Below are 23,805 nucleotides of genomic sequence, written 5' to 3' on the forward strand. Positions count from 1 at the left end.
GTCAGAGTTCGGGCATCTGCCCGAGACGTGCGCACCGGGCAGAGTCCGGGCATTTGCCCGATGTGCGCACCGGGGCCGCGTGCTTGCCTGACTGCAGCGATGGCGCAGACGGCGTCGCGCGTGAGAGAAGAGGACCCCATGCTCACTCACCCGCATCGCGCCGGGGCGGCACTCGCGGCGGCGGCGCTGACCTCGGTTCTGCTGGCGACCCCCGCGCCCGCGCTCGCGGCCGACGGCGCGCCCTCCACGTGCACCGTGTCAGATGGTGAGCGCTCCTGCGTGTTCCCGTTCACCGGTCAGGCGCCGGGGACGTGGACCGTCCCGGCCGACTTCATCGGCGACACGTTCACCGCCGTCGTCATCGGCGGCTCGGGCGGGAACGGCGCCGGCGAAGGCGGCCGTGCCGACGCGCTCGTGCTCACGGTCCCTGCCCAGGTCGGCGATCAGTTCCTGCTCGGTATCGGGGGCGCGGGCGCGGACGGCATGCCTCGCGGGACCATCCTGGTCGGCGACGGATCACTGGGATTCGGCGCAGGCGGGTATCCCGACGGCGGCCGCTCCGGCGCCCATCTGCTCGACTTCGCTGGGCGCGCGGGTGGTGGCGGCGGGTCGAGCCTCCTCGCCCGGGTGAGCGGCGACGACACCCTGCTGGTGGCCATCGCGGCCGGCGGAGGAGGAGCCGGCGGGTGGTACGGAGGGGTCGTCTTCAACCCTGAGGTGGCGTTCTCAAAGAGCGACGGCGGCGATGCCGGCGAGGACGGCGAGGACGGCGCGAGCTCGGGCACGGCGAACGGCGTCGTCTACCCGGTTCCGGGCGGCGGCGGCAAAGCAGCGCCCGATTCGAGCCAGGGCACGCCCGGGGATGGGTGCACCCTCCCCTACCCCCAGCAAGGCGAGGGCGCCACCGGCGGCTATGGCGGCCCCGGCGGATTCGCGCAGGACGGCGACGGCAACCCGTCGGCCGGCGTCGCGACCGGTGGCGGCGGCGGTGGCGGGCTGAAGGGCGGCGGCGGCGGCGGCGCGGGCGGCGCCTGCGATGCGGTCGGTTTCGAGAACAGGTACGCCACCGGTGGTGGCGGGGCGGGAGGCCAGAGTGCCTTCGTCAACGAGCAGGTCGAGCAGGGCGCGATCGGAGTATCGGGAGATCGCGGCAACGGCCTGATCCGCATCACGCACGCTGTCGCCGACCAGACGCCGCCCGAGACCACGATCGACTCGGCGCCGGCGGCGCTCACCGCGTCCGGATCGGCGACCTTCGAGTTCAGCGGCTCCGACGGCGTCGACCTCGACCTCGATTTCTTCTGTTCGATCGACGGCGCGGAACCGGTCGCATGCACCAGCCCCGCGACCTACACGGGGCTCGCAGACGGTGACCACACCTTCACCGTCTCCGCCTCGGACCGGTCGGGGAACAAGGACACGTCTCCAGCCGAGCACAGCTGGAGCATCGACACCATCGCTCCGACGCTCGCACCATCGGTCGCATCGCCCCTCGCGTTGGGCGACGTCGTGACGGTCGATCCCGGTGCGACCGACTCGGGGTCGGGCGTGGCCGATGCTTCGTGCAACGACGGTGATCCACTCGACACCAGCAGCGCGGGGACGTTCACCATCGAGTGCTCGGCGACAGACGTGGCCGGAAACCAGGCGACTGAGTCGGTCGACTACCGGGTGGCGTTCGGCTTCGGCGGCTTCGGCGCCCCGCTCGACGCGGGAGCGGTCAACGTGGTCAAGGCCGGACGCACGGTCCCGCTCGTGTTCACGGCCGTCGCCGGCGTCGACGGCACGCCTGCCGATCTCTCGGGTGCGGATGTGAAGGTGCGCGTGTCGTCCCGGGCATGCGACCTCGGGGACACGCCGAACCTCGTCGAGGAGTCCGCCGCCGGCCAGAGCGGCCTGCAACACCTCGGCGGCGGCACCTACCAGTACAACTGGGCGACGCCCAAGGCCTACGCCGGTTCGTGCAAGACGCTCGAGCTCAGCCTCGGCGACGGCGCGGTCCATGCCGCCGAGTTCTCCTTCACGCGGTGACCTGATCGCGGAACGGTGCAGAAGAAGGCCTCCATCGTGATGGAGTACTACCGCGGTGACGAGCCCCTGAAGCGCAAGGTCGCCTCGACGCTGCTCGAGTCGTTCCTCTTGTACTCGGGCTTCTACCTGCCGATGCACTGGTCGAGCCGGGCGAAGCTGACCAACACGGCCGACCTGATCCGCCTCATCATCCGCGACGAGGCCGTGCACGGCTACTACATCGGCTACAAGTTCCAGCGCGGACTCGAGCTCGTCGACCAGGCCAAGCGCGACGAGATCAAGGACTACACGTTCTCGCTGCTCTACGAGCTCTACGACAACGAGGTGCAGTACACGCAGAGCCTCTACGACGGCCTCGGCCTCACCGAGGACGTCAAGAAGTTCCTGCACTACAACGCCAACCAGGCCCTCATGAACCTCGGCGACTAGGCCGTGTTGATCAAGTCGGCCGGCGTTGAGCCTTGATGCCATCGATGCCGACGGCCTGCTCGCCCGTCGCTGTCAGGAAGAGGCAGAGTCCGTTGCTAGCAGGCGTGGCCCACGCTGCGTCGCTCTCGACCGACAAGACCGCGGCGCCTCCGAGGTACTCGTCGTCGGAGTTGAGCACGTAGGTTCCCACCAGTCCGCGCTCGAGCAGTCGCCGGAGCGCGTCGCGAGCGGCGGGAAGTTCGAACGCGGGGAAGTCCTGTCGGCGGCGTGCGGCGCTGTGGCGACGGCCTCAGGGCACGAACTCAATCGAGTAGGAGACGCCTGACTCCGTTTCGGCCAGCATCACGACACACGATCCGTCGGGACCGAGCAACGGCGGCGCTTCGAAGACGTAGTCGTAGTCGAACGTCGTTGCGGAATCGGCCGACGCAAGCTCCTCTGCAGTGGGGTACCCGGGTATCACCTGATCGGCAGCAAAGGTCGGTGATTCGACGCTCGCCCCCTCGGGAATCGTGTAGATCATGTCGGGGAACCGGAAGTCGGCGTTCGGATCGGCCAGCGCCGAGCGATCTACTTCGACGGTGACGTGGCAGGCGAAATAGGCGCCGTTCGCGGGCCGAGGGACTGAGGCGGCATCGGCGGCATCGGTCACGTCGACAGGTCGATCGACGCGGATCCGTGCCGCGTTCTCGCCGGTCAGGTTGGAGGTCAGGTCGACCCAGGACCCATAGGTCGCCCGGTCAGCCTTCGGGATGAACTCCTCGATCGCACCGCCCCAATAGATCCGCTGCCCTCGTGCGGGAAGCAACCACGTGTAGCGCGAATCCTCGGCTGAAGCCCAATCGGCGTCGAAGACGTCGTAGCGGCTGTACTCGCCTTCGACGTTGAGGTCCCAACCTTTGAGCACCTCGTATCCTGCAATCGAGAATTCGATCGGCCACTCCTCGTAACCGCTCTCAGTGTCCCAACGCCGATCGGGGAGGAGATCGGGATCGATTTCGGCTGCGTCGATGACGCGCACCGTCACCGGGACGGCGATGTACTGATCGTCAGGGGTGGGTGCGCCTGCAGCGATGGCCTCCTGGGTGATGTCGATGGGATCCCCGGCCGCCACCAGCATCGCGGGGTTCCGGGTGCCGAGAGTGCGGAGCTCCACCTCGCTGCCGTACGGGAGCGGGGCGGCTCGGGTGGTCGGCGAGTCGGCGAGCTGTTCGGAGTACAGGTCGCCTGCCGACACCTGGTATCCGAACGAGAAGTACGTCACGATCGCGATGGTGAGGGTCCAGATCACGCCGCCGGCGATCGAGATGGCGAGTGCGCCATGAATCATCCGCCTCGCGGCAACCAGTGACCAGATGGCGGCGACGAAGCCCGCCGTGAGCAGTCCGAAGGTCACTGCGATCGCGAACACTCGCCACCAAGGTGGGAGGAAGAATGCAGCGAGCTCCTTCGATGCGAGCGGTGCCACAATTCCGAGCGTCAGCAGCACTCCGAGCCCAGAGAGAACGAGAGAGACGACGGCGGAGCGGCGACCATTCCGAGATGGACCGTCGTTTTTCTGCGCTTCGTTGCGGACTGAGGAATCCACCGCCATGTTCACCCCTGTTCCACCGACGGCGACCCGAATCATCGTGTTCGGATCGCAGAGTGCCCGCGAGGTAGGGCCGCATGTTTCTGTCTATCGGTAGCGCACCCCTCTGAGTCACCCCCCGATCGGGTGCATCCGTCGCCGACTGCATCGGCGCGGGAACAGCTTCGGTCCGCTGACCGTCGTCCACCCGGCGTCCATCGCGATCTGGGGGAGTCGGTCCTATGGAGGACGTGCCATCCGCACGCGACCGCGCCTAGCTTGGACGCATGACGATCTCCGGGGCCGATCTCGTCCACCTGCGCCGGGCGGTCGAGCTCGCGCGTGAAGCGCTCGACGCCGGCGACGGTCCGTTCGGGTCGGTACTCGTCGACGCCGTCCGGCACCGTGCGGTTCGAAGACCGCAACCGCGAGGTGACGGCGGGGGATGCCACACGGCATCCGGAGTTCGAGATCGCGCGCCGGGCGGCGGCGAACCTGACCGCCGACGAGCGGGCGGCGGCGACGGTGTACACGTCGGGGGAGCACTGCCCGATGTGCTCGGCCGCGCATGCGTGGGTCGGGCTCGGACGCATCGTGTACGTGGCGTCGGCCGCGCAGATCAGCGGATGGCGCGCGGAGCTCGGCGTCGCGGCATCCGCGGTCGCCGTGTTGCCGATCACGGCGGTCGCGCCGGGTGTGCCGGTCGAGGGGCCGGTCGACGAACTCGTGCCCGAGGTGCGGACCCTGATCGAGCGCTCGGTCGCGCTGCGCTAGCGGAACGATCGCCCCGGGCGTCATTGGCCCGTGGCATCGGCGCCAGTGATCCTCAGGGTCGAGGGAGCGGGCAGAGCGCCGGCCGCCCCGCCGTGGAGGGTGAGCCTAATCCGCAAGCAGGAGGAGCCGGCGGGCGACCTCCTGGGCGTCACCGGGCGCGTTCCACAGCACGGCCGCAGCCACGCCGGAGTCACGGTCGACGAGCAGCGACGCCGAGTAGCCACCGGTCGTGCCGTCGTGCAAGGTCAGCGTCCGCCCGGGCTGCTCATCGATGAACCACAGGTAGCCGACGGATGCGCGCGTGTTGAGCTGCAGGTGAGGGTCGAGCGCGGCGCTCTCGGAGAACGGTCCATCGAGCACTGCGCGCGCGAGCGCCGTGAGGTCCACCGCCGTCCCGGCGACCCCGCCCGCGGGGGCGTAGTCGCCGAAGGTCCAGGGCTCCACCGCGATGCCGGCCAAGGTGTAGCCCGGCTCCAGCGTCGACGGGACGTCGGCGCGGCTCGACACGACCACGGCATCGTCCATTCCCGCCGGGTCCAGCACCCGGTCCCGCAGGAGCTCGGCGTAGGGCATGCCCGACCCGGCGGAGAGGGCCGCGCCGAGCAACGCCGCTCCGACGTTGCTGTACTCCGGCTCCGGTTCGGCGGGCAGGTCGATCCCCGCAACCAACCCCGACAGCATCCCCGGGGCATCCGGGAAGGGGTCGGCGTCATCCGACTCGGAGGGAAGGAGGGGCAACCCCGCATGGTGGGTGGCGAGTTGCTCGAGCGTCACCGCCGTGGCATCTGAGGAGCCGAGATCGAGATACGCGCCGACCGGGTCATCAGGGGCGACCTCGCCGCGCTCGACCGCCTCAGCGAGCAGCAGGCCGAGGAGCGCCTTGCTGATCGACCCGAACTCGAACATCGTCGTCTCGTCGGCGTTCACGAACGCGGATCGGACGGTATCACGCGCGACGAGCACGGCGGCCGCCCGATCGACATCGTCTCCGAACGTCTGACCCAGCGACTCGACGAGTTCAGGATCACCCGTCGCACCACCGGTCGACGACGATCCTGCGTCCGTCGCCTCCGGCGACGTGTCGGACGGCTCCTGCCCGGCCGTGCAGTTCGAGCACCACAGTGCGGTCGCCGCGGCCACCGCGATCATCCCGACTCTCCGCGACCCGGCGGCGAATCGCCGCCGTTCCATCTCACGCATGGTCCGACCCTTCCGAGACCTCACCCGCACGACCGCATCGAAGCGTCGACGGATGCCAGGGTCGAAGGCCCGTTCTCGACGGCCTGATCGACCCGGCTTCGAGTCCGTTCACCCGTCCCGATCCGGGGCGGTTCGCGGGTCCGTGCGGCTGCCCGCCGCGGACATGTGCTTCGCTCGGCGGGATGGAAAGGAGCATCCGGATCTCGAGCGAGTGGGACCGGGCCACGCCACGCGAGGCCCGCCACCATGGTACTCCCGCGAGCCCTCGGCACGCGGGGCGGAGTACCGTCGCGATGCCCGGGCGGCGCGAAGCGCCTCGATCCGCCTGCGCGCCGTGCGGAATGCGGGAGAACCATGCGGCCAGCGGGCCCGCGGACTACCGTGAGGGTGTGTCCGCTCCTGCGACCGACGCGATTGACGCACGAGCCGCTCACGCCGACGGCGTGGAGCGCCTGCTGGAGAGCTATCGGGCGCTGCCGGCCACGGCGACGGTGCGGCTGGCGAAGCCGACGTCGAACCTGTTCCGGTCGCGCGACCGGGTCGAGGCCCGGGGCCTGGACACGTCGGGGCTGACGCAGGTCATCGCGGTCGACGCGGCGGCGCGGACGGCCGACGTGGCCGGCATGTGCACGTACGAGGATCTCGTCGCGGCGACGCTGCCGCACGGGTTGGCGCCGCTGGTGGTGCCGCAGTTGAAGACCATCACGCTGGGTGGCGCGGTGACGGGCCTCGGCATCGAGTCGACGTCGTTCCGCAACGGGCTGCCGCACGAGTCGGTGCTGGAGCTCGACATCCTCACCGGCGCCGGCGAGATCGTGACCGCGTCGCCGAAGGAGCACGCCGACCTCTTCCGCGCCTTCCCGAACTCCTACGGCACGCTCGGCTACGCCGTGCGCCTGCGCATCGAGCTGGAGCCCGTCCAGCCCTACGTCGCGCTCACGCACCTGCGGTTCCACGCCCTCGCCGACCTCATCGACACGATGGGCCGCATCGTCGAGACCGGCGCCCTCGACGACGGAACCCGCGTCGACTACCTCGACGGGGTCGTCTTCAGCGCCGACGAGAGCTACCTCTGCGTGGGCGTGCAGACCGCGGCATCCGGCCCGACCAGCGACTACACCGGCCAGCGCATCTTCTACCGCTCCATCCAGCACGCGGATGGCGCGACGCACGACCGGCTCACGATCCACGACTACCTGTGGCGGTGGGACACCGACTGGTTCTGGTGCTCGCAGGCGTTCGGCGCGCAGCATCCGCTCGTTCGCCGGCTCTGGCCGCGGCGCTACCGGCGCAGCAGCGCGTACTGGAGGCTCATGAGGCTCGAACGGCGGTTCGACATCGGCGACCGCATCGAACGGCTCCGGGGCCGTCCGCCGCGTGAGCGGGTCATCCAGGACGTCGAGATCCCGATCGAGCGGACCGCGGAGTTCCTCGACTGGTTCCTCGCCGAGGTGCCGATCGAGCCGATCTGGCTGTGCCCGCTGCGACCGCGCGACGACGCCGACTGGCCGCTGTACCCGCTCGAGCCGCACCGCACCTACGTGAACGTCGGCTTCTGGTCGACCGTGCCCGTCGGCGCGAGCGAGGGCGCGACGAACCGGCTCATCGAGCGCAAGGTCACCGAGCTCGACGGGCACAAGTCGCTGTACTCCGACTCCTTTTACCCGCGCGACGAGTTCGACGCGCTCTACGGCGGCGACGCCTACCGCGCCGCGAAGCGACGCTACGACCCCGACTCGCGGTTCCTCGACCTCTACGCGAAGGCGGTGCAACGACGATGACGACGTTCGCGAGCTCGTTCCCCAGATTCGTGAACTGATCGAGCGCGCGACGCGCGACGCACGACGCGCAGCCAGGCTCGGGCAGGGCGCGGTCGACCTGACCTGACGCGGCGCGAAGCGGTCACCCCGGGGGAGCGGTGCGCTCCGCCGGCAGGCTGTGCCAGATCTCGAAGGTGAGCTCCGATGCCCGCGCGGCGTCGCCGCTGGCGAGGAGCTGGATCAGCCGCTCATGCCGTTCGATCGTGTCCTGCCCGCCTGCCGCGAAGCGTTCGCGTTCCGCTCGACGCACGACGGGGCCGAACTGGTCGAGCACCGACTCGATGGCGCGGTTCCCGAGAACCGACACCGGGATCGCGTGCAACTCGTCGTCGGCGTCGAGCGCGGCGGCGGTGTCGCCGGCGCTCACGGCCCGGGCGAAGCGGTCGTTCGCGTCGCGCATGCGCGCCACGTCGGCATCGGACAGGTTGCCCGCCATCTCTCGTGCGACCAGGACGTGCATCGCGGCGACCACGTCGCGTGCGTCCCTGACGGCCTTCGGGTCGATCGCGCTGACCGTGGTCGATCGTCCGGGCACCGCGACCACGAGGCCGCTCGCGCCGAGACGAAGGAGTGCTTCGCGAACCGGGGTCCTGCTGACGCCGAGCCACTCCGCGAGGTCCGCGTCCTTCAGCTGTTCGCCGGGCAGGAACGTGCCGTCGACGATGGCGTCCCGGAGCCGGCGGAACACGTCGTCGCGCAGCAGCGAGCGGTCGACACCGGGGACACTCCGGGGAATCGGCATGCAATATATTGCCCACACTCCAGGCCCGGGTTGCAAGTCCGCTTCGCCGGTTGACGCGATCATCGGCAACATGCAATATATTGCACATCGCCGCTGTTACATCGCATGACCGCATCCCACCGGCCGAACGGCCGCTACCGAAGGAAGAGACATGAACACCGAACACGACATCACCAACGTCGTCCTCGTGCATGGGGCGTTCGCCGATGGATCCGGATGGCGCCACGTCTACGATCTGCTGACCGCTCGCGGCTACCGGGTGTCGATCGTGCAGAATCCGCTCACCTCGCTCGAGGCCGACGTGGCGGCGACCAACCGGGTGCTCGACCTCCAGGACGGGCCGACGATCCTCGTGGGCCACTCGTGGGGCGGCACCGTCATCACCGAGGCGGGCGTCCATCCCAAGGTCGCCGGCCTCGTGTACGTGTCCGCGCTGGCGCCCGACGCCGGCGAGACCTCCGCTCAGCAGTACGAGGGGTTCGCGCCCACGCCCGAGTTCGTCATCGACGTCGGCGACGACGGGTACGGCTACCTGAACCGCGACGCGTTCCACGCCGGCTTCGCCGCAGACCTCAGCGAGGCCGAGGCCGCCTTCCTCGCCGACAGCCAGGTGCCCGTCGACATGGCTGTGTTCGGGACCCCGGTGACCGTGGCCGCCTGGCGGGACAAGCCGAGCTGGGCCGTGATCGCGACCGAGGACAAGGCGTTCGACCAGGCCATGCTCCAGCACATGGCCACGCGCATCGGCGCCGACATCACCGACGTCCCGGGGAGCCACGCGGCGTTCATCTCCCAGGCCGAGGTGGTCGCCGACGTCATCGTCACCGCCGCCGAGCGGAGCGCGGCGCGCTGACGTCGTCGCTGACCTCCGGGGTCGGTTCGCTCACTTGGAGCAAGCCGACCCCGGGCGATCAGGGGAGTATCCGGATGAACGTCGCACCGTTCCAGGTCTCGCTGTGGGTGGAGCTGCTCGCCGCGGGTCTGGGCGGCCTCCAGGGCGCCCTCTTCGCGGCTGAACATAGGAACCGTCGCATCGACGTGCTCGGCGTCCTCGTCATCGGGCTGGTGGTCGCGCTCGGGGGCAGCCTGCTGCGCGACATCGTCCTCGACCAGCCGCCCGTCGTCATCTGGATGAACTGGTACCTGGTCGTCGCCGGCGGCTCGGCCATCCTCGGAATGATCCTCCAGCACCTGCTCGCTCACGCCGGCTGGGTCATCACCGTGCTCGATGCCGTCGTGATGGGACTGTTCGGCGCGATCGGCGCCTCCAAGGCGTTGTCTCTCGGCGTCGGCGAGGTCGGCGCGCTCGTCGTCGGCGCCATCGGCGCGATCGGCGGGGGACTGCTGCGGGATGTCTTCCTGGGCCTGCCGGTCTCGTTCCTCCAGATCGGGACGCTGTACGCGGTCGCTGCCGGCTCCGGGGTGGGCGTGCTCGTGTTCCTGACCGAGTTCGGCACTCCGGTGCCCATCGCCGGCCTGATCTGCGTCGGAGTGACGACCGTGGTTCGCCTGATCGCCGTCCTCCTCGGCTGGCGGTTCCCCGAGCAACGCGCCCTGACCCGGCCACGACCCAGGTCCCCGAAGCCGAGCTGAGGAAGAATCGCACCGTGCACCTCGACCACATGACGTCGCATGAGCGTTCCCTCATGACCATCGGCGACTTCTCGCGTGCGGTGCGCATGACCGCGAAGGCCCTGCGGTTCTACCACCGGAACGGCATCCTCACCCCGGCGCTCGTCGACGACCGCAACGGCTACCGGCTGTACGCCGCCGACCAAATCGCGGACGCCCGGATCGTCAGGACACTGCGGGAGCTCCACGTGCCGGTCCAGTCCATCCGAGACGTGCTCGCCGCTCCGGACGTTGCAGCGCGCACCGAACTGCTCGCGCAGCACCTCCAGCGGATGGAGCGACAGCTCGACGACACGCGGATCGCCGTGCAGAACCTCCGCGACATGCTCGCGCCCACTCCCGCGCCGGTCGAGATCGTCCACCACAGCGTCCCGGAGACCCGGGCCGTGGCGGTCAGCGAGGTCATCGGCCTCCCTGACCTCGGAGGCTGGTTCCGTCGTTCGACGGGGATGCTCCGGCACATCGCCGAAGCATCCGACCCGTCGTCGACCGGCCACTACGGCGGCATCTGGCCCAACGAGCTGTTCGCCGACGGGCGGGGACTCGCCACCGTCTTCCTCACCGTCGGTGACGACTTCGATGAACGTGCCAGCGACGGGGTCGCGACATCCGTCGAGCTGCCCGCGGTCGAGCTCGCCGTCGCACTCCACGACGGGCCCGACCAGACGATCCCGGAGGTCTACGCAGCACTCGGCGACTACGTCGCACGTCACGAGCTCGCCACGGATGCGCCCGTCCGCGAGGTCTACCTGGAAGGGTTCCCGGGCATCGACGCACACACCGTCACCGAGATCGGATGGCCGATCTTCCGGGTGCTCCGCTGAGGGCGAACGAGACGGCTTGACCTTCCCCTCAGGGGAAGCGGGAGCGTGGAGCCATGCACGAACCACGGGGCTCGACATCGGCGGTGGTCGGCGGCCCGGGGCTCGTGCATGTCGATCAACGGAACTCGAGGAACTGGAGCACACCCATGTCTCACACCGACGCATTCGACGCCTACGACACCGCGACCCTGCCGCCGGTCGTCGTCCGGTACCTGAGCGCTCACGGTGACGACGCGCAGCGGCAGGCGGTCGTCGAGACCTTCACCGCGGACGCCCGCGTCACCGACGAGGGAATCGACTACGACGGCCGGGACGGCATCCGCGCCTGGCTCGACAAGACCGGCAGCGAGTACACCTACACGTCGACGCTCACCGGCCAGCGCCAGGAGGGTCCCGATCAGTGGATCGTCCTCGCGCACCTCGAGGGCGACTTCCCCGGCGGCGTCGTCGACCTGCGCTATCGGTTCAGCCTCGACCAGGACCGGATCGCGAGGCTGATCATCGCCCCGTGAGGCGATGTGCGACCGGTTGATCGAAACCCTCGGATGACGCTCGTGGCCCGCGTCGGCCCGGGCGTGAACGCACCGATCCGCCAGCGCGCGCCGTGCGGAAAGCGGGAGGAACCATGCGGACTGCGGGTCCCGCGGACTAGCGTGAGGGTGTCCGGTCCGGCGACCGACGCGTCTGATGCCACCGATGCGCGGGCCCGGGTCCTCGACCTCTCTGCGAAGGCGGTGCAACGACGATGACGACGTCCAAGGAGCAGAGGTCGCCGTCGGCGACGACGGCCGATGCCACGCAGGCGGATGCTGCGGCGAAGCCGGCTGCCGCCCCGAAGCCGGATGCCTCGGGCAGGCTCACCCTCGCCGAGATCCTCGAGCTCGTCGCCGGTGGGCAACTCCCGCTGCGGTTCACCGCGTACGACGGCAGCTCGGCGGGTCCGCCCGACGCCCCGCTCGGCATCGAGCTGAAGACGCCGCGTGGCACGACGTACCTCGCCACGGGTCGCGGCGACCTCGGCCTCGCGCGCGCCTACATCGCCGGCGACCTCGAGATCCACGGCGTGCACCCGGGCGACCCCTACGAACTGCTCCGGGCGCTCGCCGACGAACTGGTGTTCCGGATGCCGCCGCCACGTGCGATGGCGCAGATCCTCCGCTCGATCGGGGTCGAGCACCTGCGGCCGATCGCGCCGCCGCCGGGGGAGGCGCCTCCGCGCTGGCGTCGGGTCGCCACGGGCCGCCGGCACAGCAAGGCGCGGGACGCCGAGGCCATCCACCACCACTACGACGTCTCGAACACCTTCTACGAGTGGGTGCTCGGGCCGTCGATGACCTACACCTGCGCGTGCTACCCGCGGCCCGAGGCATCCCTCGACGAGGCCCAGGAGAACAAGTACCGGCTCGTGTTCGAGAAGCTGCGGCTGAGCCCGGGCGACCGGCTGCTCGACGTGGGTTGCGGCTGGGGCGGCATGGTGCGCTACGCGGCGCGCCGCGGCATCCGTGTCATCGGCGTCACGCTGTCGGAGGAGCAGGCCACGTGGGCGCAGCGCGCCATCGCCGAGGAGGGCCTGGGCGAGCTCGCCGAGGTCCGCCACGGCGACTACCGCGACATCGCCGACACCGGGTTCGACGCGGTGTCGTCGATCGGGCTGCTCGAGCACATCGGGGTGCGCAACTACGCGAAGTACTTCCGCTTCCTGCAGTCGCGGCTGCGCACCGGCGGGCTGCTGCTCAACCACTGCATCACCCGCCCCGACAACCGGTCCGAACCCTCGACCCACGGCTTCATCGACCGCTACGTCTTCCCCGACGGCGAGCTCACCGGGTCCGGGCGCATCATCACCGAAGCGCAGGATGTCGGCCTCGAGGTGCTGCACGAGGAGAACCTGCGCCCGCACTACGCGCTGACCCTGCGCGACTGGTGCGCCAACCTCGTCGAGCACTGGGATGAAGCAGTCGACGAGGTCGGACTGCCGACCGCGAAGGTGTGGGGCCTCTACATGGCCGGCTCGCGGCTCCAGTTCGAGCGGGGCGGCATCCAGCTGCACCAGGTCCTGGCGGTGAAGCCGGACGACCGCGGGGGAGTGGGCGACCTGCCGCTGCGGCCGTGGTGGACGGCGTAGTCGGAGAGCGCCCGGAACCGGTACCTCAGACGTCGCCGCAAGGGGGTAGCGGCGTGCCCTTCGATCGGAGATGGTGGTCGCCTGCAGAAATCAAGGGCCCGTCGGCAACCGACGACGGCGCCACTGGCGCGACGTGCGGAGGCGCTGGAAGGAGCGGGGACCCGCAACCGTTGCGTCGAACATGCCTCGCCGACCCGGCGCAGCATCCAACGCAAGATCGCCGGGCAGATGCCCGGCCGAAGATGAACCTGGAGGTCGGTCATGTCCTTTGTGACGACGGACGACGGTGCGGAGATCTACTTCAAGGACTGGGGCGACCGCGACGCCCAGCCCATCATGTTCCACCACGGGTGGCCCCTGTCTTCGGACGACTGGGACGCCCAGATGCTGTACTTCCTCGGGAAGGGGTACCGCGTCATCGCCAGCGACCGTCGCGGTCACGGCCGTTCGTCGCAGATCAGCACCGGCCACGACATGGATCACTACGCCAGCGATGCGTCCGCCGTCGTGGAGCACCTGGACCTGCGCAACGCGATCCACGTCGGCCACTCGACCGGCGGCGGCCAGGTCGCCCGCTACGTCGCGAAGTTCGGTGAGCCGCAGGGTCGTGTCGCGAAGGCGGTGCTGGTCGCGGCGGTTCCCCCGCTCATGCTCCAGACCGACGCGAACCCCGGAGGGCTGCCGATGTCGGTCTTCGACGGGTTCCGCAGCGCGCTGGCCGCCAACCGAGCCGACTTCTTCCAGGCCGTCGCGTCGGGCCCGTTCTACGGCTTCAACCGCGAGGGTGCGACCGTATCGGAGCCCGTCGTCGCCAACTGGTGGCGTCAGGGCATGATGGGCAGCGCCCTCGCGCACTACGAGGGCATCAAGGCATTCTCGGAGACCGACCAGACCGAGGACCTCCAGACGATCTCGGTGCCCGTCCTCGTCCTCCAGGGCGACGACGACCAGATCGTGCCTTACCAGCAGGCCGCGCTCAAGCAGCACGAACTCCTCAGCAACTCGACCCTCAAGATCTACGAGGGCTTCCCGCACGGGATGCTCACCACGCAGGCGGACGTCCTCAACTCCGACATCCTCGCCTTCATCCAGCAGTAGCCCAGCTGCTGCGCGAGGAGGAGGCGGCGTGCGCACGGGACTGCCCGTGTGCGCGCCGCTCCCTCACTCGCGCCGTTGAGTCTTCGACGGGAACCGTGGGCACCCGCGGCGGGCTGTGCATGAACTCGAGGCGGATGCCGATGTCGTCTCCGACAGGAGTTCACCGGGTCCGGGCGCATCATCACCGAGGTGCAGGATGTCGGCCTCGAAGTGCTGCACGAGGAGCAGGCGTTCGTTGCGCGCCATCCGCTCGTGCGAGCGGATGCGACATTGCGGACGGTGGCTCAGTCGTGGGCGATGCGCGATCACGCACCGCCCACGGCCGGAGCAGCCGTCACTTCCGAGCGAACACGGCCTCCGCCTCGACCCCGGCGATGTTCGCCACCAGGGCGTCGATGTCCGCGTCGGTCAGTTCGCCGATCGTGCCGTAGTCCTCGTACTCGCCCGAACGCAACGCCTGCTCGTACGGGATGCGCAGCGCGGCCAGGTCGATGTCGACCGTGGTGACGCCCTTCACGGACGTCGCGGGCAACTCGACCCAGGCGCCGGCCTGGCGGTCGAAGTCCCCCGGCGTGAGGAGTCCGGTCACCCACACGTAGAGCGTGCTCGACGTGAGCGGTTCCTTCGCGGCCGTGCGATCGAGGCGCTCGAGCGAGAGTGTCAGCTCGCCGGACGATGGGAGACCGGACGGTTCGTAGAACGAGAAGTTCCGGACGGCGATCGACGGATCGGTGTCGTCCGACCGATGTCCGAGGATGCCGAGTGGCGTCTGCTCGTACTGCTGGGTGCCCGAGGGGTCGAAGACGACCGACGCGGAATCCCCGTCGAGGGTGGCGGTCACCCGTTCACCGGTGAGCGACTTGTCCGGCTTGGGCGCCTTCGGCCGGTGGGCCTTCGCCCCGCTGTCGAGGACGCGCTGGATGATCTCCTCGACGCTCGCCTGGGCTCCGAGCACACGGTCGAGGATCGTGCCGTCGGGGCCGATGAGCAGGCTCGTGGGAACCGCCTGGCCCACGCCGGCGTCGTCGTCCAGCAGGAAGAACTCAGCGGCCCGCGCGAGATCGGAATCGGAGTCGCCCTCCGCGTGCAGCACGGTGTTCGTCAGTTCGAGGGACTCCTCCCAGGCGACGGCGTCCGATCGCGTGCTCGGTTCGCCGGCGTTCGCGCCCTGCTGGAGCACGGTCACGATCGCGAGGTCGACCTTGTAGTCGGTCGCGAGCTTCGCACTCGCATCGCGCAGCATCGGCGCGTAGAAGCGGCATGGCCCGCACCATGCGGCGCAGACGTCGACGATGGTGTATGTGCCCTTCTGCACGGTGTCGCGGAGGTTGTGGCGAGCGCCGTCCTCGCCCTCGGCGTCGATGCCGGCGAGCTGTTCGCCCGGCCGGAAGCCCGGCGGTCGCACGAACATCCACGCGCCGGTTCGAACGTCGTCACCGACATCGGCGCGCAGCACGGCGCGTCCGCCGATGTCGCCGGCGGTCGCGTGCACCACGATCGCACCATCGGCGCCCGTGATCGCCGAGTACGTGTCCAGCGCGACCGTGGCGCCCTGCCACGTGTCCGGGACGACGGAGAGCGTCACCTCGACGCCGACCACCGGCTGCCCGGCGTCGTCGGTGACGACCGCCCGGATGGGGCCGGCGAACTCCTCGCCGACCGGCGCCGAGTAGTACGGATCGTCGAAGAGGATCATCTCCGGGACCCCGTCGGCCGCCACCGCGGGCGTCACTCCGGCCGCCAGCGCCATGGCGACGACCGCCGCGGCGGCCACGTGGGTTGCGAGCGTTTTCATCGTGAACCTCCCGGGCCAGGCGCCGCCGCGTCGACGACGCGCATGTCGAACGCCGTCACGATAGGAGGTGCCGTCGGCGACGGCATCGGGCATTTGCCCGCCTCGTTCAGGACCCGTCGAGCACGCCCGAACTACGGGCTCAGTCGAATCGCACCAGCCCGCTCGTCGCTGCCTTCGTGGCGGCCTCGGCACGAGTGCGGACGCCGAGCTTGCGATACACGGCGCTCGTGTGGTGCATGACCGACTTCGGGGTGATGCGCAGCTCGACGGCGATTTCCTTGTTTCGGAGACCGCGCGTCAGCAGTTCGAGCACCTGCAGTTCGCGCGCCGTCAGCGGCGCGATCGCAGTGGTCGGGGAGGTTGCACTCTCGGCCGGCGTCGGCACGTCCGCGATCTGCCGCAGGTACGCCCCGAGTTCTCCCAGCGTCTGCTCGCGATCGAGAACCTGCCCGCCCGCGACGGCCGCGGCGAATCCGGCCGGGCCGAGCGTCGCGCGGAACCGGTCGACGGCCGCCCGGTACCGCTCGCCGTGCTCCGGTGCTGCCAGCGCCAGCACCGCATCGACGTGCGATGCGATGGCGCCGTGCAGCCTCGCTCCGACGCGGTGGTCGCCGCGTATGTCGGCGATGAGCGCGGCGAGCATGACCGAGACCGTCAGGCCGTTCAGGAGGTCGACCCGGCGCAGGGCGGACTGACGCATGGTGAGCCAGGACGCGGCCGCCGCGGCGTCGCCGCGGTCGACCGCCGAAAGGGCGAGGGCGGCGAGCACGTGCAGCTCGCGCGGCGTGTCGTCGAGATCGCGGGCGATCTCGAGCACGTCCTCGAGGCGAAGGCGGCCGTCCTGATCGGGCAGGGCCCCCGTCGGGAGGGAGTGCAGCACCAAGGCCGCGAAGACCACCGTGCGCCGGTCGTCGGAGCGGATGGCCCGTGCGAGCCCCGAGGTCGCGAGCCCGGCAGCCTCGTCGTACCGGCGGAGATTGCCGTACATCGAACTCGCCGAGACCTCGAATCGACCCGTCCACCGCGTATGTCCGAGCTCCCCGGCGAGGCGCATCCCCTCGGCGCAGGCCGCGAAGGCCGCCGGCACGTCGCGGGTGGCGGACACCGCCAGGAACTGGGTGCGCAGCGCCATGAGGAGGGGAAGCGGGGCGCCCGAGTCACGGGCGAGGACGAGCGCCTCTGCCACCCGAGCCGCGATGACCCCGGCCTTGTCCTGGGCATCGGGCGTCAGGCTCTCGAGCTGCGCTGACCAGATGAGCGCGTCGCGCCGTGCGCTCGGATCGCCGGCGCCCGGCGCATCGAGAAGATGCCGCAGCAGGTGCAGCACTCGATCGCCTGTTCCGCGCCGTTGCGCCTCCCAGCCGAGGTCCGCCGCGAGGCGGAGCGCCCTCGCAGCATCGTGCTCGATGAGCCAGTGGAGCGCGTGCAGGCACTCCGGGAAGTCCTCGCCCATGATCGCGAGTGCGGCGTCCTCGTCGGCGTCCTCGACCGCCTCCGCCGCACGACGGGCCCGGTCCGAGAAGTGGCGGGCGTGGCGATCGCGCGCTTCGGAGGCGTGCCCGGACGCCTCGAGCCGCTCGCGTGCGAAACCCTGGACGAGTCGACTGAGCCGGTACCGGCCGAGCGTCGTCGCCGAATCCAGCTCGGCCAATCGCAGGTCGAGGAGCTCGCCGAGGGGGTTGTAGCACGATGCGACCAGGCCCTCGCAGACCGCTTCGACGGCCTCGATGGCGAACGGACCGGCGAACACCGAGAGCAGTTCCAGCAACCGCTGCGCCGCGGCGGAGGACATCTCGTGGGTCGTCAGGACCGCATCACGCACCCCGCGCGCGCGATCGCCCGCACCGATCGGGGCGGTGAGCACGTCGAGGGCACGGCGGGGATCCGACAGGAGCGGATCGAGGTGGGTCAGGGGGATGAACGGCAGCCTGCAGGCGGCGAGTTCGATCGCGAGCGGGTTGCCGTCGACGGACGAGCAGATCCGACGGATGCGGTCGTCGACCTCCGGTCCGTCGCCGACGTCGACCCCGACGCTCGCGGCGGCCTGACGGAACAGCTGCGCAGCGGCATCCGCCTCGAGCGGACCGACGAGCACGGGGGCGCAGCCCGGCGCACGGAGTTCCGGCACCGATTCGACGAGTATGGTGAGGGCGCCGTCCTGTGCGGCGAGCCGCACGAGCGACTCGGCCTGCGACGCGAGCGGATCGCCTCGATGGATCACCAGCAACGACCGATCACGGTTCCCGCCGGGGAGCGACAACGGCATGCGGGCCGTGAAGCTCCGGACCGCCGGCATCACGTCGCCGATGCCCTCGGTTCGCAGTTCGAGGTGCTGGACGTCGGCGAAGCGACCTGTGGTGCGCTGGAGCACGCGCTCGACCAGCGCCGACTTGCCGACACCCTCCGACCCGGTGACGTTGACCACGAATGGGCCGTCCGGTTGCAGCAGCCGGTCGAGTTGCGCGCGTTCCGCGTCCCGACCGACCAGCGGCAACGGTGAGGTCATCTCATCTGCCTCGGCCACGGTGCCATGCCACGATGATGCCAGCCCTGGCCGGGAATGGGAACCGAACGCGGGCGGGGCTCAGGCCTCGCGCTCGACAGGTGCCTGCAGCTCGGTCACCCAGTCGGGGCCGGGCTCGTGCCCGTCAGCCACGAGGTAGACCTCTCGAGTGGGGCCGGTGATCCGGTACCCCTCGGCGACGATGCCGTCCACCAGCGTGCTCCATGACTGCCCGATGCCGATCATGTCGCCGCGGTGGATCAACGTGGCCATCGTCGCGACGGCGGGCAGCGTCACGATGTCGTAGCCCTCTCCCGGCTGCGGTTCGGGCTCGGCCGTGTACGACACGTGCACCGCGAGGTCGTCGCTGCCCTCGACCGGTTCGTACCAGAAGATGCCCGGCTCGATGAGGGGCCGGCCGGCGGAGGTCAGCGCGTCGTCGAGCCGGGCGATCGCGGGGCCCACGACGGGACCGACGTTCTCGGGACCCATGCCGTGCGCGACCATGCTGGTCGCGTAGACGGTGACGGGCTCGACGGTGCGGTATTCGATGGTGTCGCTCATGGTCTCTGTTCCTTCGAGGAGTCGGAGTCGCCGCTCCAGGCGTGCGAGCCGTACGGTGTCGTCGGCGACGGATGCCGCGAGGTCGGCGCGACGCTCGGCCAGGGCGTCGTGCAGGCCCCCGACCTCGTCGCCGGCGAGCGCCACCGCGATGCGGTCGAGGCCGATCCCGTAGCCGCGCAGTTCGACGATCCGCAGCAGCCGCTGCAGCTGGGCACTCGAGTACCGGCGGTACCCGCTGTGCTCGTCGACGTGCGCCGGCTCGAGCAGCCCGATCGCGTCGTAATGGCGCAGCATCCGCACGCTCACGCGTCCGAATGCGGCGAATTCTCCGATGGTGTACATGGTGGAGACCACGTTCGACCATGACACAGTGTGAGGGTCAAGCGACACCGTCCGCACGAGCGGTCTTCGACCCGGCGGGGCGCGATCGGATCGGACCGGGATAGTCGGGTCCGTTCCCTGTGCGATGAGCAGGCTGGAGGTTGAAAGGGGGTCGCCGTGATCGGAGCGTTGAACCGGCTCGTCGAGGTCATCGAGGAGCACCTCACCGATGGTGAGATCGTCCTCGCCGACCTGGCGAGCGACGCCGGCACGACGGAGTACCACCTGCGCCGGATGTTCTCGTCGCTCGCCGGCATGCCGTTGTCGGCGTACATCCGGCGTCGGCGGATGACGGTCGCGGCATCCGACGTGCTCGAAGGTCGTGACCTGTTGGATGTCGCGGTGCGCTTCGGGTACGGCTCGACCGAGGCCTTCACTCGTGCGTTCCGCTCGGTGCACGGCGTCGGTCCCGGTGACGTGCGCCGAGACGGCGGCCCCCTTCGCAGTCAACCGCAGCTCAGGTTCCGCCTGACCGTCGAAGGGAACACCACCATGGACACTCGTATCGCCGATCGACCAGCCTTCCGACTCGTCGGCCACGCCGCGCGCGTGCCGCTCATCCACCACGGGCCGAACCCGCACATCCAGGCGCACATCGCCTCCCTGCCGCCGGAGGAGCACGTGCGTCTCAAGGCGCTGGGCGACACCGCGCCGACGGGGCTGCTGCAGGTCAGCGACGACGTCGACCCCGACTACACCGAGGGCAGCGAGCTGACGTACCTGCACGGCGTCGCCGTCGCGTCGGGCGCCGCGGTGCCCGACGACCTCGATGTCATCGAGGTCCCGCCGGGCACGTGGGCCGTGTACCGCTCGTCGGGGGCGTATCCGGATGAACTGCAGGCGACGTGGGCGGCGACCGCCGCGGACTGGTTCCCGTCGAACCCGTGGCAGCTGCGGCCCGGGCCGACGATGGTCGCGGTGCTCGAGCGTGCTGATGACTTCAGCACGGCGACCACCGAGTTGTGGCTGCCGGTCGAGCGGGCGTGAGGGGTGGATCGCAGCGGGCGGAGCGCGTCGCGTTCCACCCGCTGCGATGACCGCCATCCGCTCGCGGACGGGTCGGCGACTCAGTGAGGGGCCCACGGTGCGGTCGCCGTCCGCATCCTGAACCCCTGGTCGTCGACGCTCACCGAGATGCGCTCAGTCCACCGGTACCGACTCCCGCTCGGTGACCACGCGCCCGTCGACGAGCGTGAGCAGCACCTCGGCGCGACCCAGCTCCTCCGCCGAGACGGCCAGCGGGTCGCGGTCGAGGACGGTGAGGTCGGCGACGGCGCCGACCTCGAGCACTCCGCCGCGCTGCCCGACGGTCGTGTACGGGTGGGTGGTGAATCCGCGCAGCGCGTCGAGCGCGTCGAGCGCCTGGTCCGGGCGCACGGGCGTCGCGGCGGGGTCGTCGTGCGGACGCCGAAGCACGGCGTCGGCGAGGATGCCGACCGCGTCGCACGGCGCGACCGGCCAGTCCGACCCGAGTGCGAGCGGCACCCCGGCCCGAACGAGGTCACCGGTGCGGAACCCGCGACCCGCGCGCTCCTCGCCGAGCCGGATGGACCAGTTGTCGCTGCCGTCGGCCTTCGTGTAGAGCGTGCAGTGGGTCGGCTGCATGCTCGCCATGATGCCGGCCGAGCGGAAGAGCTCGAGCGTGTCATCCGTCATGGTCTCGATGTGCTCGATGCGGTGCGTCGCGTTGCGGTGGGGCAGCCTCGCGATCGCGCGCGCGACGAAGTCGATGCCCGCGTCGCCGATCGCGTGGGTGGTGGTCGGGATGCCGCGGCGGTCGAGCTCGGTGAGTGCCTCGCGGTACTGCTCGGGCTCGAGCCACAGGGATGCCGTCGACTCGCCGAAGCAGTCGGGCTCGTGCAACCACGCCGTGCCGTTGTCGACGGTGCCGTCGATCATGAGCTTCACGCCCTCGACGACCCACCGGCGCCCGCGGCGCCCCTGGAGCGCTGCGAGGCGGTCGACCTCCTCGACCGCGGTGCCGGGCTCGAACCACGGCGACATCCGCAGGCGGATCGGCAGCTCGCGAGTCCGCTCGAGGTGCTGCAGCAGCTCGATCGCGTCGGGCGCGAGATCCTGCACCTGACCTGACGTGAACCCGGCACGCGCCATCCGCGCGAGCACCTCGTAGAGCTCGTCGGCCTTCTGCTCGAAGGTGAGCTCGGGGATCAGCGGCAGGACCAGCCCGAGCGCCTGCATCTCGAGCAGGTACCCGGTCGGCCGGCCCGCGGCATCCGTCACGACTCGCGAACCGTCGGTGAACCGCTCGCCGCCGTCGACGCCGGCCAGCTCGAGGGCCCGAGCGGATGCCACGGCGGCGTGTGCGTCGAACATCCGGATGAACGCGGGGCGGTCGCCGGCGATCTCGTCGAGCACGCGGCCTGTGATCTCGCGACCCTCGAACGCATTCGGGTCGAGCCCCCAGCCGAGGAGCCAGTCGTCGTCGCGGAGCGTGTCGAGCTCGGCGGCGAGGCGGGCCCGGACGTCGTCGAGGGTTCGGCAACCGGAGAGGTCGGCGCCGCGCGTGAGGTCCAAGCCGAGCACGGGGTGGATGTGGCTGTCGACGAAGCCCGGCATGATGACCCCACCGGGCAGGTCGATCACCGTTGTGGTCTCGCCGATGAAACGCTCGAGGCTCTCGCGGCCGCCGATGCCGGTGACCCGGCCATCGGCGACCGCGACGCCGCTCGTCTCCTCAGGCGCGGGGGGCTCGCCGGTCATGGTGATGACGCGGCCGCCCAGGATGACGAGGTCTGCGGTCGTGGCGGTGCTCATCGCGCCTCGACGTGCTCGCTGCCGACCGGCTGCGCGCCGGCTTCGTCGGCACCTGCCGGCTCGCCGCCCGGCTGCTCCGCGCCGCCGATGCGGGCGTAGACCTCCGGGCGGTTCGACCGGAGCACCATGGCGTAGACGGCGCCCCCGACGAGGATGAGCGGCACGACCGCGAGGATGATCGCGTTGATGGCGGGGCCCGCCGCGGTGAGGTAGTCGATCGTCGCCACGAGCACGGCGAGCAGCCCGGTCATCGACACGATCGAGAAGATCGCCGCCGGCAGCACGTACCACTTCCGCTCCAACTGGCGGTTCTTCAGGATGAAGATCAGCACCGCGATGGAGGCCAGCAGCTGCAGCGTGATGATGCCGTACACGCCGGGCGAGTTCACGAGGATGAGCAGCTGCGTGAGCGGGTCGAGGCCGGCTGCTCCGAACGCGATCACGACCGCGATCGCGACGACGGACTGGATCAGGCCCGCGACCCAGGGCGAACCCGCGCGGTTCGTGCGCTTGAACAGGGGCGGCAGGATGCCGTCGCGAGAGAGCGCGAAGCTGTACCGGTTGATCGCATTGTGGAAGGCGAGCTGCCCGGCGAAGATGCTCGACACGATCAGCACGAACATCACCGCGACGCCCCACTCGCCCACGTACTGTCCCATGGCGATGAAGAAGAAGGCGGCCGGGTCTTCGGCGATGACGCCCTGCACCGCAGCGTCGCCGAAGGCCTGGATGACGAGCCACAGCGTGCCGGTGTAGAACAGCGCCAGGAACGCCACCGCGATGTACGTCGCGCGCGGGATGGTGCGAGTGGGGTTGCGGGTCTCGTTGCGGTACAGCACGGTCGACTCGAAGCCCATGAATGCGGCGAACCCGAAGCCGAGGATGGCGAACATGCTCGGCGTGAACACGTTCTCCGGCGCGAAGGTCGCGAACCCGAGGTCCCCGGCGCGCTGGCTCAGGATCCCGAAGGCCAGGATCGCAAGCAGGATCGTCTCGAGCACCAGCAGGACGCCGAGCACTCGGGCACCGACATCCACCCCTGCGGCCGCGAGGCCGAACACGAGCACCGCGCCGATGACCGCCACGACGTACCAGGGCATCTGGATGCCGAAGACCTGCGCCAGCATGCCCTCGGCCATGACGCCGAAGAGGCCCCACAACCCGATCTGCAGCAGGTTGTACGACGCCCACGCGAGGAACCCGGCTCCGAGGCCGACGACCTTGCCGAGGCCGACGGCGATGTAGGTGTAGAAGCCGCCCATGGGCTTGAGGTTGCGGGCGGTGAAGAGGAAGCCGATCGAGAACACGGCGAGGACCACGCCGGCGATCGCGTAGACGAGCGGCGCGGAGACGCCGCCGATGAGCACGGCGAGCGGTCCGACGCCCGCGAGCACGCTGAGCGGCGCGGCGGCCGAGATGACGAGGAAGACGACGCCCCATGTTCCGAGTGCGGCGGCCTTGAGCCCGCCGGTCTTGGGGGTGTCGTCGAGGAGGGACGAATCCAGCGTCACGAGCAACTCCTTCGTTGAATGCCGACCCGAA

At 70.2% G+C, this 23,805-nt stretch carries 18 protein-coding genes and 2 pseudogenes; 11 read left to right on the forward strand and 9 right to left on the reverse strand.

Annotated elements, in window-relative coordinates:
* Positions 1-138 precede the first annotated feature (138 nt).
* Positions 139-2,031: a PxKF domain-containing protein gene (locus ACFVHK_RS09050; RefSeq protein WP_376928524.1), complete on the forward strand. Its 1,893-nt coding sequence runs from the start codon at positions 139-141 to the stop codon at positions 2,029-2,031.
* A gap of 15 nt (positions 2,032-2,046) precedes the next feature.
* Positions 2,047-2,454 (forward strand): annotated as a pseudogene (locus tag ACFVHK_RS09055) (ribonucleotide-diphosphate reductase subunit beta); the annotation flags it as partial.
* A 16-nt stretch (positions 2,455-2,470) separates the two neighbouring features.
* Here the strand turns inward: ACFVHK_RS09055 and ACFVHK_RS09060 are convergent.
* Together ACFVHK_RS09060 and ACFVHK_RS09065 are read right to left on the reverse strand one after the other, a co-directional pair.
* Entirely contained in the window at positions 2,471-2,650 is a 180-nt protein-coding gene (locus ACFVHK_RS09060) for a hypothetical protein (protein WP_376928525.1), read from the reverse strand.
* 99 nt (positions 2,651-2,749) lie between these two features.
* Positions 2,750-4,054: a hypothetical protein gene (locus tag ACFVHK_RS09065; RefSeq protein ID WP_376928526.1), complete on the reverse strand. Its 1,305-nt coding sequence runs from the start codon at positions 4,052-4,054 to the stop codon at positions 2,750-2,752.
* Between the two features lie 263 nt (positions 4,055-4,317).
* Here ACFVHK_RS09065 and ACFVHK_RS09070 point away from each other — a divergent pair.
* Positions 4,318-4,804 (forward strand): annotated as a pseudogene (locus tag ACFVHK_RS09070) (nucleoside deaminase).
* Positions 4,805-4,909: 105 nt separating this feature from the next.
* Here ACFVHK_RS09070 and ACFVHK_RS09075 read toward each other — a convergent pair.
* On the reverse strand, positions 4,910-5,953 hold the full coding sequence (locus ACFVHK_RS09075; RefSeq protein WP_376928527.1) for a serine hydrolase domain-containing protein: 1,044 nt from the start codon (positions 5,951-5,953) through the stop codon (positions 4,910-4,912).
* 440 nt (positions 5,954-6,393) lie between these two features.
* Between ACFVHK_RS09075 and ACFVHK_RS09080 the strand changes: the two genes are divergently transcribed.
* A complete protein-coding gene (locus ACFVHK_RS09080) occupies positions 6,394-7,785 on the forward strand; it encodes an FAD-binding oxidoreductase (RefSeq protein ID WP_376928528.1) in 1,392 nt (463 codons plus the stop codon).
* A gap of 121 nt (positions 7,786-7,906) precedes the next feature.
* On the opposite strand, the gene ACFVHK_RS09085 is transcribed toward ACFVHK_RS09080, so the two are convergent.
* The gene (locus tag ACFVHK_RS09085) at positions 7,907-8,566 is read right to left on the reverse strand and encodes a GntR family transcriptional regulator (RefSeq protein WP_376928529.1); all 660 of its coding nucleotides are present in this window, start codon (positions 8,564-8,566) and stop codon (positions 7,907-7,909) included.
* Positions 8,567-8,717: 151 nt separating this feature from the next.
* On the opposite strand from ACFVHK_RS09085, the gene ACFVHK_RS09090 reads away from it, so the two are divergent.
* The 6 genes from ACFVHK_RS09090 to ACFVHK_RS09115 all read left to right on the forward strand — a co-directional run bounded on the left by ACFVHK_RS09090 (position 8,718) and on the right by ACFVHK_RS09115 (position 14,245).
* On the forward strand, positions 8,718-9,419 hold the full coding sequence (locus ACFVHK_RS09090; RefSeq protein ID WP_129232971.1) for an alpha/beta fold hydrolase: 702 nt from the start codon (positions 8,718-8,720) through the stop codon (positions 9,417-9,419).
* A 74-nt stretch (positions 9,420-9,493) separates the two neighbouring features.
* Complete coding sequence (locus ACFVHK_RS09095; RefSeq protein WP_376928530.1) at positions 9,494-10,159, forward strand: trimeric intracellular cation channel family protein; 666 nt, start codon at positions 9,494-9,496, stop codon at positions 10,157-10,159.
* A gap of 53 nt (positions 10,160-10,212) precedes the next feature.
* Positions 10,213-11,022: a MerR family transcriptional regulator gene (locus ACFVHK_RS09100; RefSeq protein ID WP_376928531.1), complete on the forward strand. Its 810-nt coding sequence runs from the start codon at positions 10,213-10,215 to the stop codon at positions 11,020-11,022.
* A gap of 146 nt (positions 11,023-11,168) precedes the next feature.
* Positions 11,169-11,534: a hypothetical protein gene (locus ACFVHK_RS09105; protein ID WP_376928532.1), complete on the forward strand. Its 366-nt coding sequence runs from the start codon at positions 11,169-11,171 to the stop codon at positions 11,532-11,534.
* A 233-nt stretch (positions 11,535-11,767) separates the two neighbouring features.
* Positions 11,768-13,147: a class I SAM-dependent methyltransferase gene (locus tag ACFVHK_RS09110; RefSeq protein ID WP_376928533.1), complete on the forward strand. Its 1,380-nt coding sequence runs from the start codon at positions 11,768-11,770 to the stop codon at positions 13,145-13,147.
* A 261-nt stretch (positions 13,148-13,408) separates the two neighbouring features.
* A complete protein-coding gene (locus tag ACFVHK_RS09115) occupies positions 13,409-14,245 on the forward strand; it encodes an alpha/beta fold hydrolase (RefSeq protein ID WP_376928534.1) in 837 nt (278 codons plus the stop codon).
* A gap of 334 nt (positions 14,246-14,579) precedes the next feature.
* Here ACFVHK_RS09115 and ACFVHK_RS09120 read toward each other — a convergent pair whose 3' ends face one another.
* From ACFVHK_RS09120 to ACFVHK_RS09130, 3 genes are all read right to left on the reverse strand, one after another.
* On the reverse strand, positions 14,580-16,040 hold the full coding sequence (locus ACFVHK_RS09120; RefSeq protein WP_376928535.1) for a thioredoxin domain-containing protein: 1,461 nt from the start codon (positions 16,038-16,040) through the stop codon (positions 14,580-14,582).
* A 139-nt stretch (positions 16,041-16,179) separates the two neighbouring features.
* Positions 16,180-18,546 carry a LuxR C-terminal-related transcriptional regulator gene (locus tag ACFVHK_RS09125; protein WP_376928536.1) on the reverse strand — a complete coding sequence of 789 codons (2,367 nt, stop codon included), beginning with the start codon at positions 18,544-18,546 and terminating at the stop codon, positions 16,180-16,182.
* Positions 18,547-18,624: 78 nt separating this feature from the next.
* Complete coding sequence (locus ACFVHK_RS09130; protein ID WP_376928537.1) at positions 18,625-19,476, reverse strand: MerR family transcriptional regulator; 852 nt, start codon at positions 19,474-19,476, stop codon at positions 18,625-18,627.
* Positions 19,477-19,605: 129 nt separating this feature from the next.
* On the opposite strand from ACFVHK_RS09130, the gene ACFVHK_RS09135 reads away from it, so the two are divergent.
* Entirely contained in the window at positions 19,606-20,475 is an 870-nt protein-coding gene (locus ACFVHK_RS09135) for an AraC family transcriptional regulator (protein ID WP_376928538.1), read from the forward strand.
* A 153-nt stretch (positions 20,476-20,628) separates the two neighbouring features.
* Here the strand turns inward: ACFVHK_RS09135 and ACFVHK_RS09140 are convergent, their stop codons facing one another.
* Both ACFVHK_RS09140 and ACFVHK_RS09145 read right to left on the reverse strand, forming a co-directional pair.
* Positions 20,629-22,263, reverse strand: coding sequence for an amidohydrolase (locus ACFVHK_RS09140; RefSeq protein ID WP_376928539.1), 1,635 nt, complete (start codon positions 22,261-22,263; stop codon positions 20,629-20,631).
* A complete protein-coding gene (locus ACFVHK_RS09145; protein WP_376928540.1) occupies positions 22,260-23,774 on the reverse strand; it encodes an APC family permease in 1,515 nt (504 codons plus the stop codon). Before ACFVHK_RS09145 ends, ACFVHK_RS09140 begins: the two co-directional genes overlap by 4 nt.
* Positions 23,775-23,805: the final 31 nt, after the last annotated feature.

The organism is Agromyces binzhouensis (genome assembly GCF_042672355.1).
Classification (GTDB): domain Bacteria; phylum Actinomycetota; class Actinomycetes; order Actinomycetales; family Microbacteriaceae; genus Agromyces; species Agromyces binzhouensis.

Bases quoted from the DNA above. Each gene is read 5' to 3' on its own strand.
- ACFVHK_RS09050 (WP_376928524.1), top strand. From the start codon at position 139: ATGCTCACTCACCCGCATCGCGCCGGGGCGGCACTCGCGGCGGCGGCG.
- ACFVHK_RS09065 (WP_376928526.1), bottom strand. From the start codon at position 4,054: ATGGCGGTGGATTCCTCAGTCCGCAACGAAGCGCAGAAAAACGACGGT.
- ACFVHK_RS09075 (WP_376928527.1), bottom strand. From the start codon at position 5,953: ATGATCGCGGTGGCCGCGGCGACCGCACTGTGGTGCTCGAACTGCACG.
- ACFVHK_RS09085 (WP_376928529.1), bottom strand. From the start codon at position 8,566: ATGCCGATTCCCCGGAGTGTCCCCGGTGTCGACCGCTCGCTGCTGCGC.
- ACFVHK_RS09090 (WP_129232971.1), top strand. From the start codon at position 8,718: ATGAACACCGAACACGACATCACCAACGTCGTCCTCGTGCATGGGGCG.
- ACFVHK_RS09095 (WP_376928530.1), top strand. From the start codon at position 9,494: ATGAACGTCGCACCGTTCCAGGTCTCGCTGTGGGTGGAGCTGCTCGCC.
- ACFVHK_RS09100 (WP_376928531.1), top strand. From the start codon at position 10,213: ATGACCATCGGCGACTTCTCGCGTGCGGTGCGCATGACCGCGAAGGCC.
- ACFVHK_RS09105 (WP_376928532.1), top strand. From the start codon at position 11,169: ATGTCTCACACCGACGCATTCGACGCCTACGACACCGCGACCCTGCCG.
- ACFVHK_RS09110 (WP_376928533.1), top strand. From the start codon at position 11,768: ATGACGACGTCCAAGGAGCAGAGGTCGCCGTCGGCGACGACGGCCGAT.
- ACFVHK_RS09115 (WP_376928534.1), top strand. From the start codon at position 13,409: ATGTCCTTTGTGACGACGGACGACGGTGCGGAGATCTACTTCAAGGAC.
- ACFVHK_RS09120 (WP_376928535.1), bottom strand. From the start codon at position 16,040: ATGAAAACGCTCGCAACCCACGTGGCCGCCGCGGCGGTCGTCGCCATG.
- ACFVHK_RS09125 (WP_376928536.1), bottom strand. From the start codon at position 18,546: ATGACCTCACCGTTGCCGCTGGTCGGTCGGGACGCGGAACGCGCGCAA.
- ACFVHK_RS09140 (WP_376928539.1), bottom strand. From the start codon at position 22,263: ATGAGCACCGCCACGACCGCAGACCTCGTCATCCTGGGCGGCCGCGTC.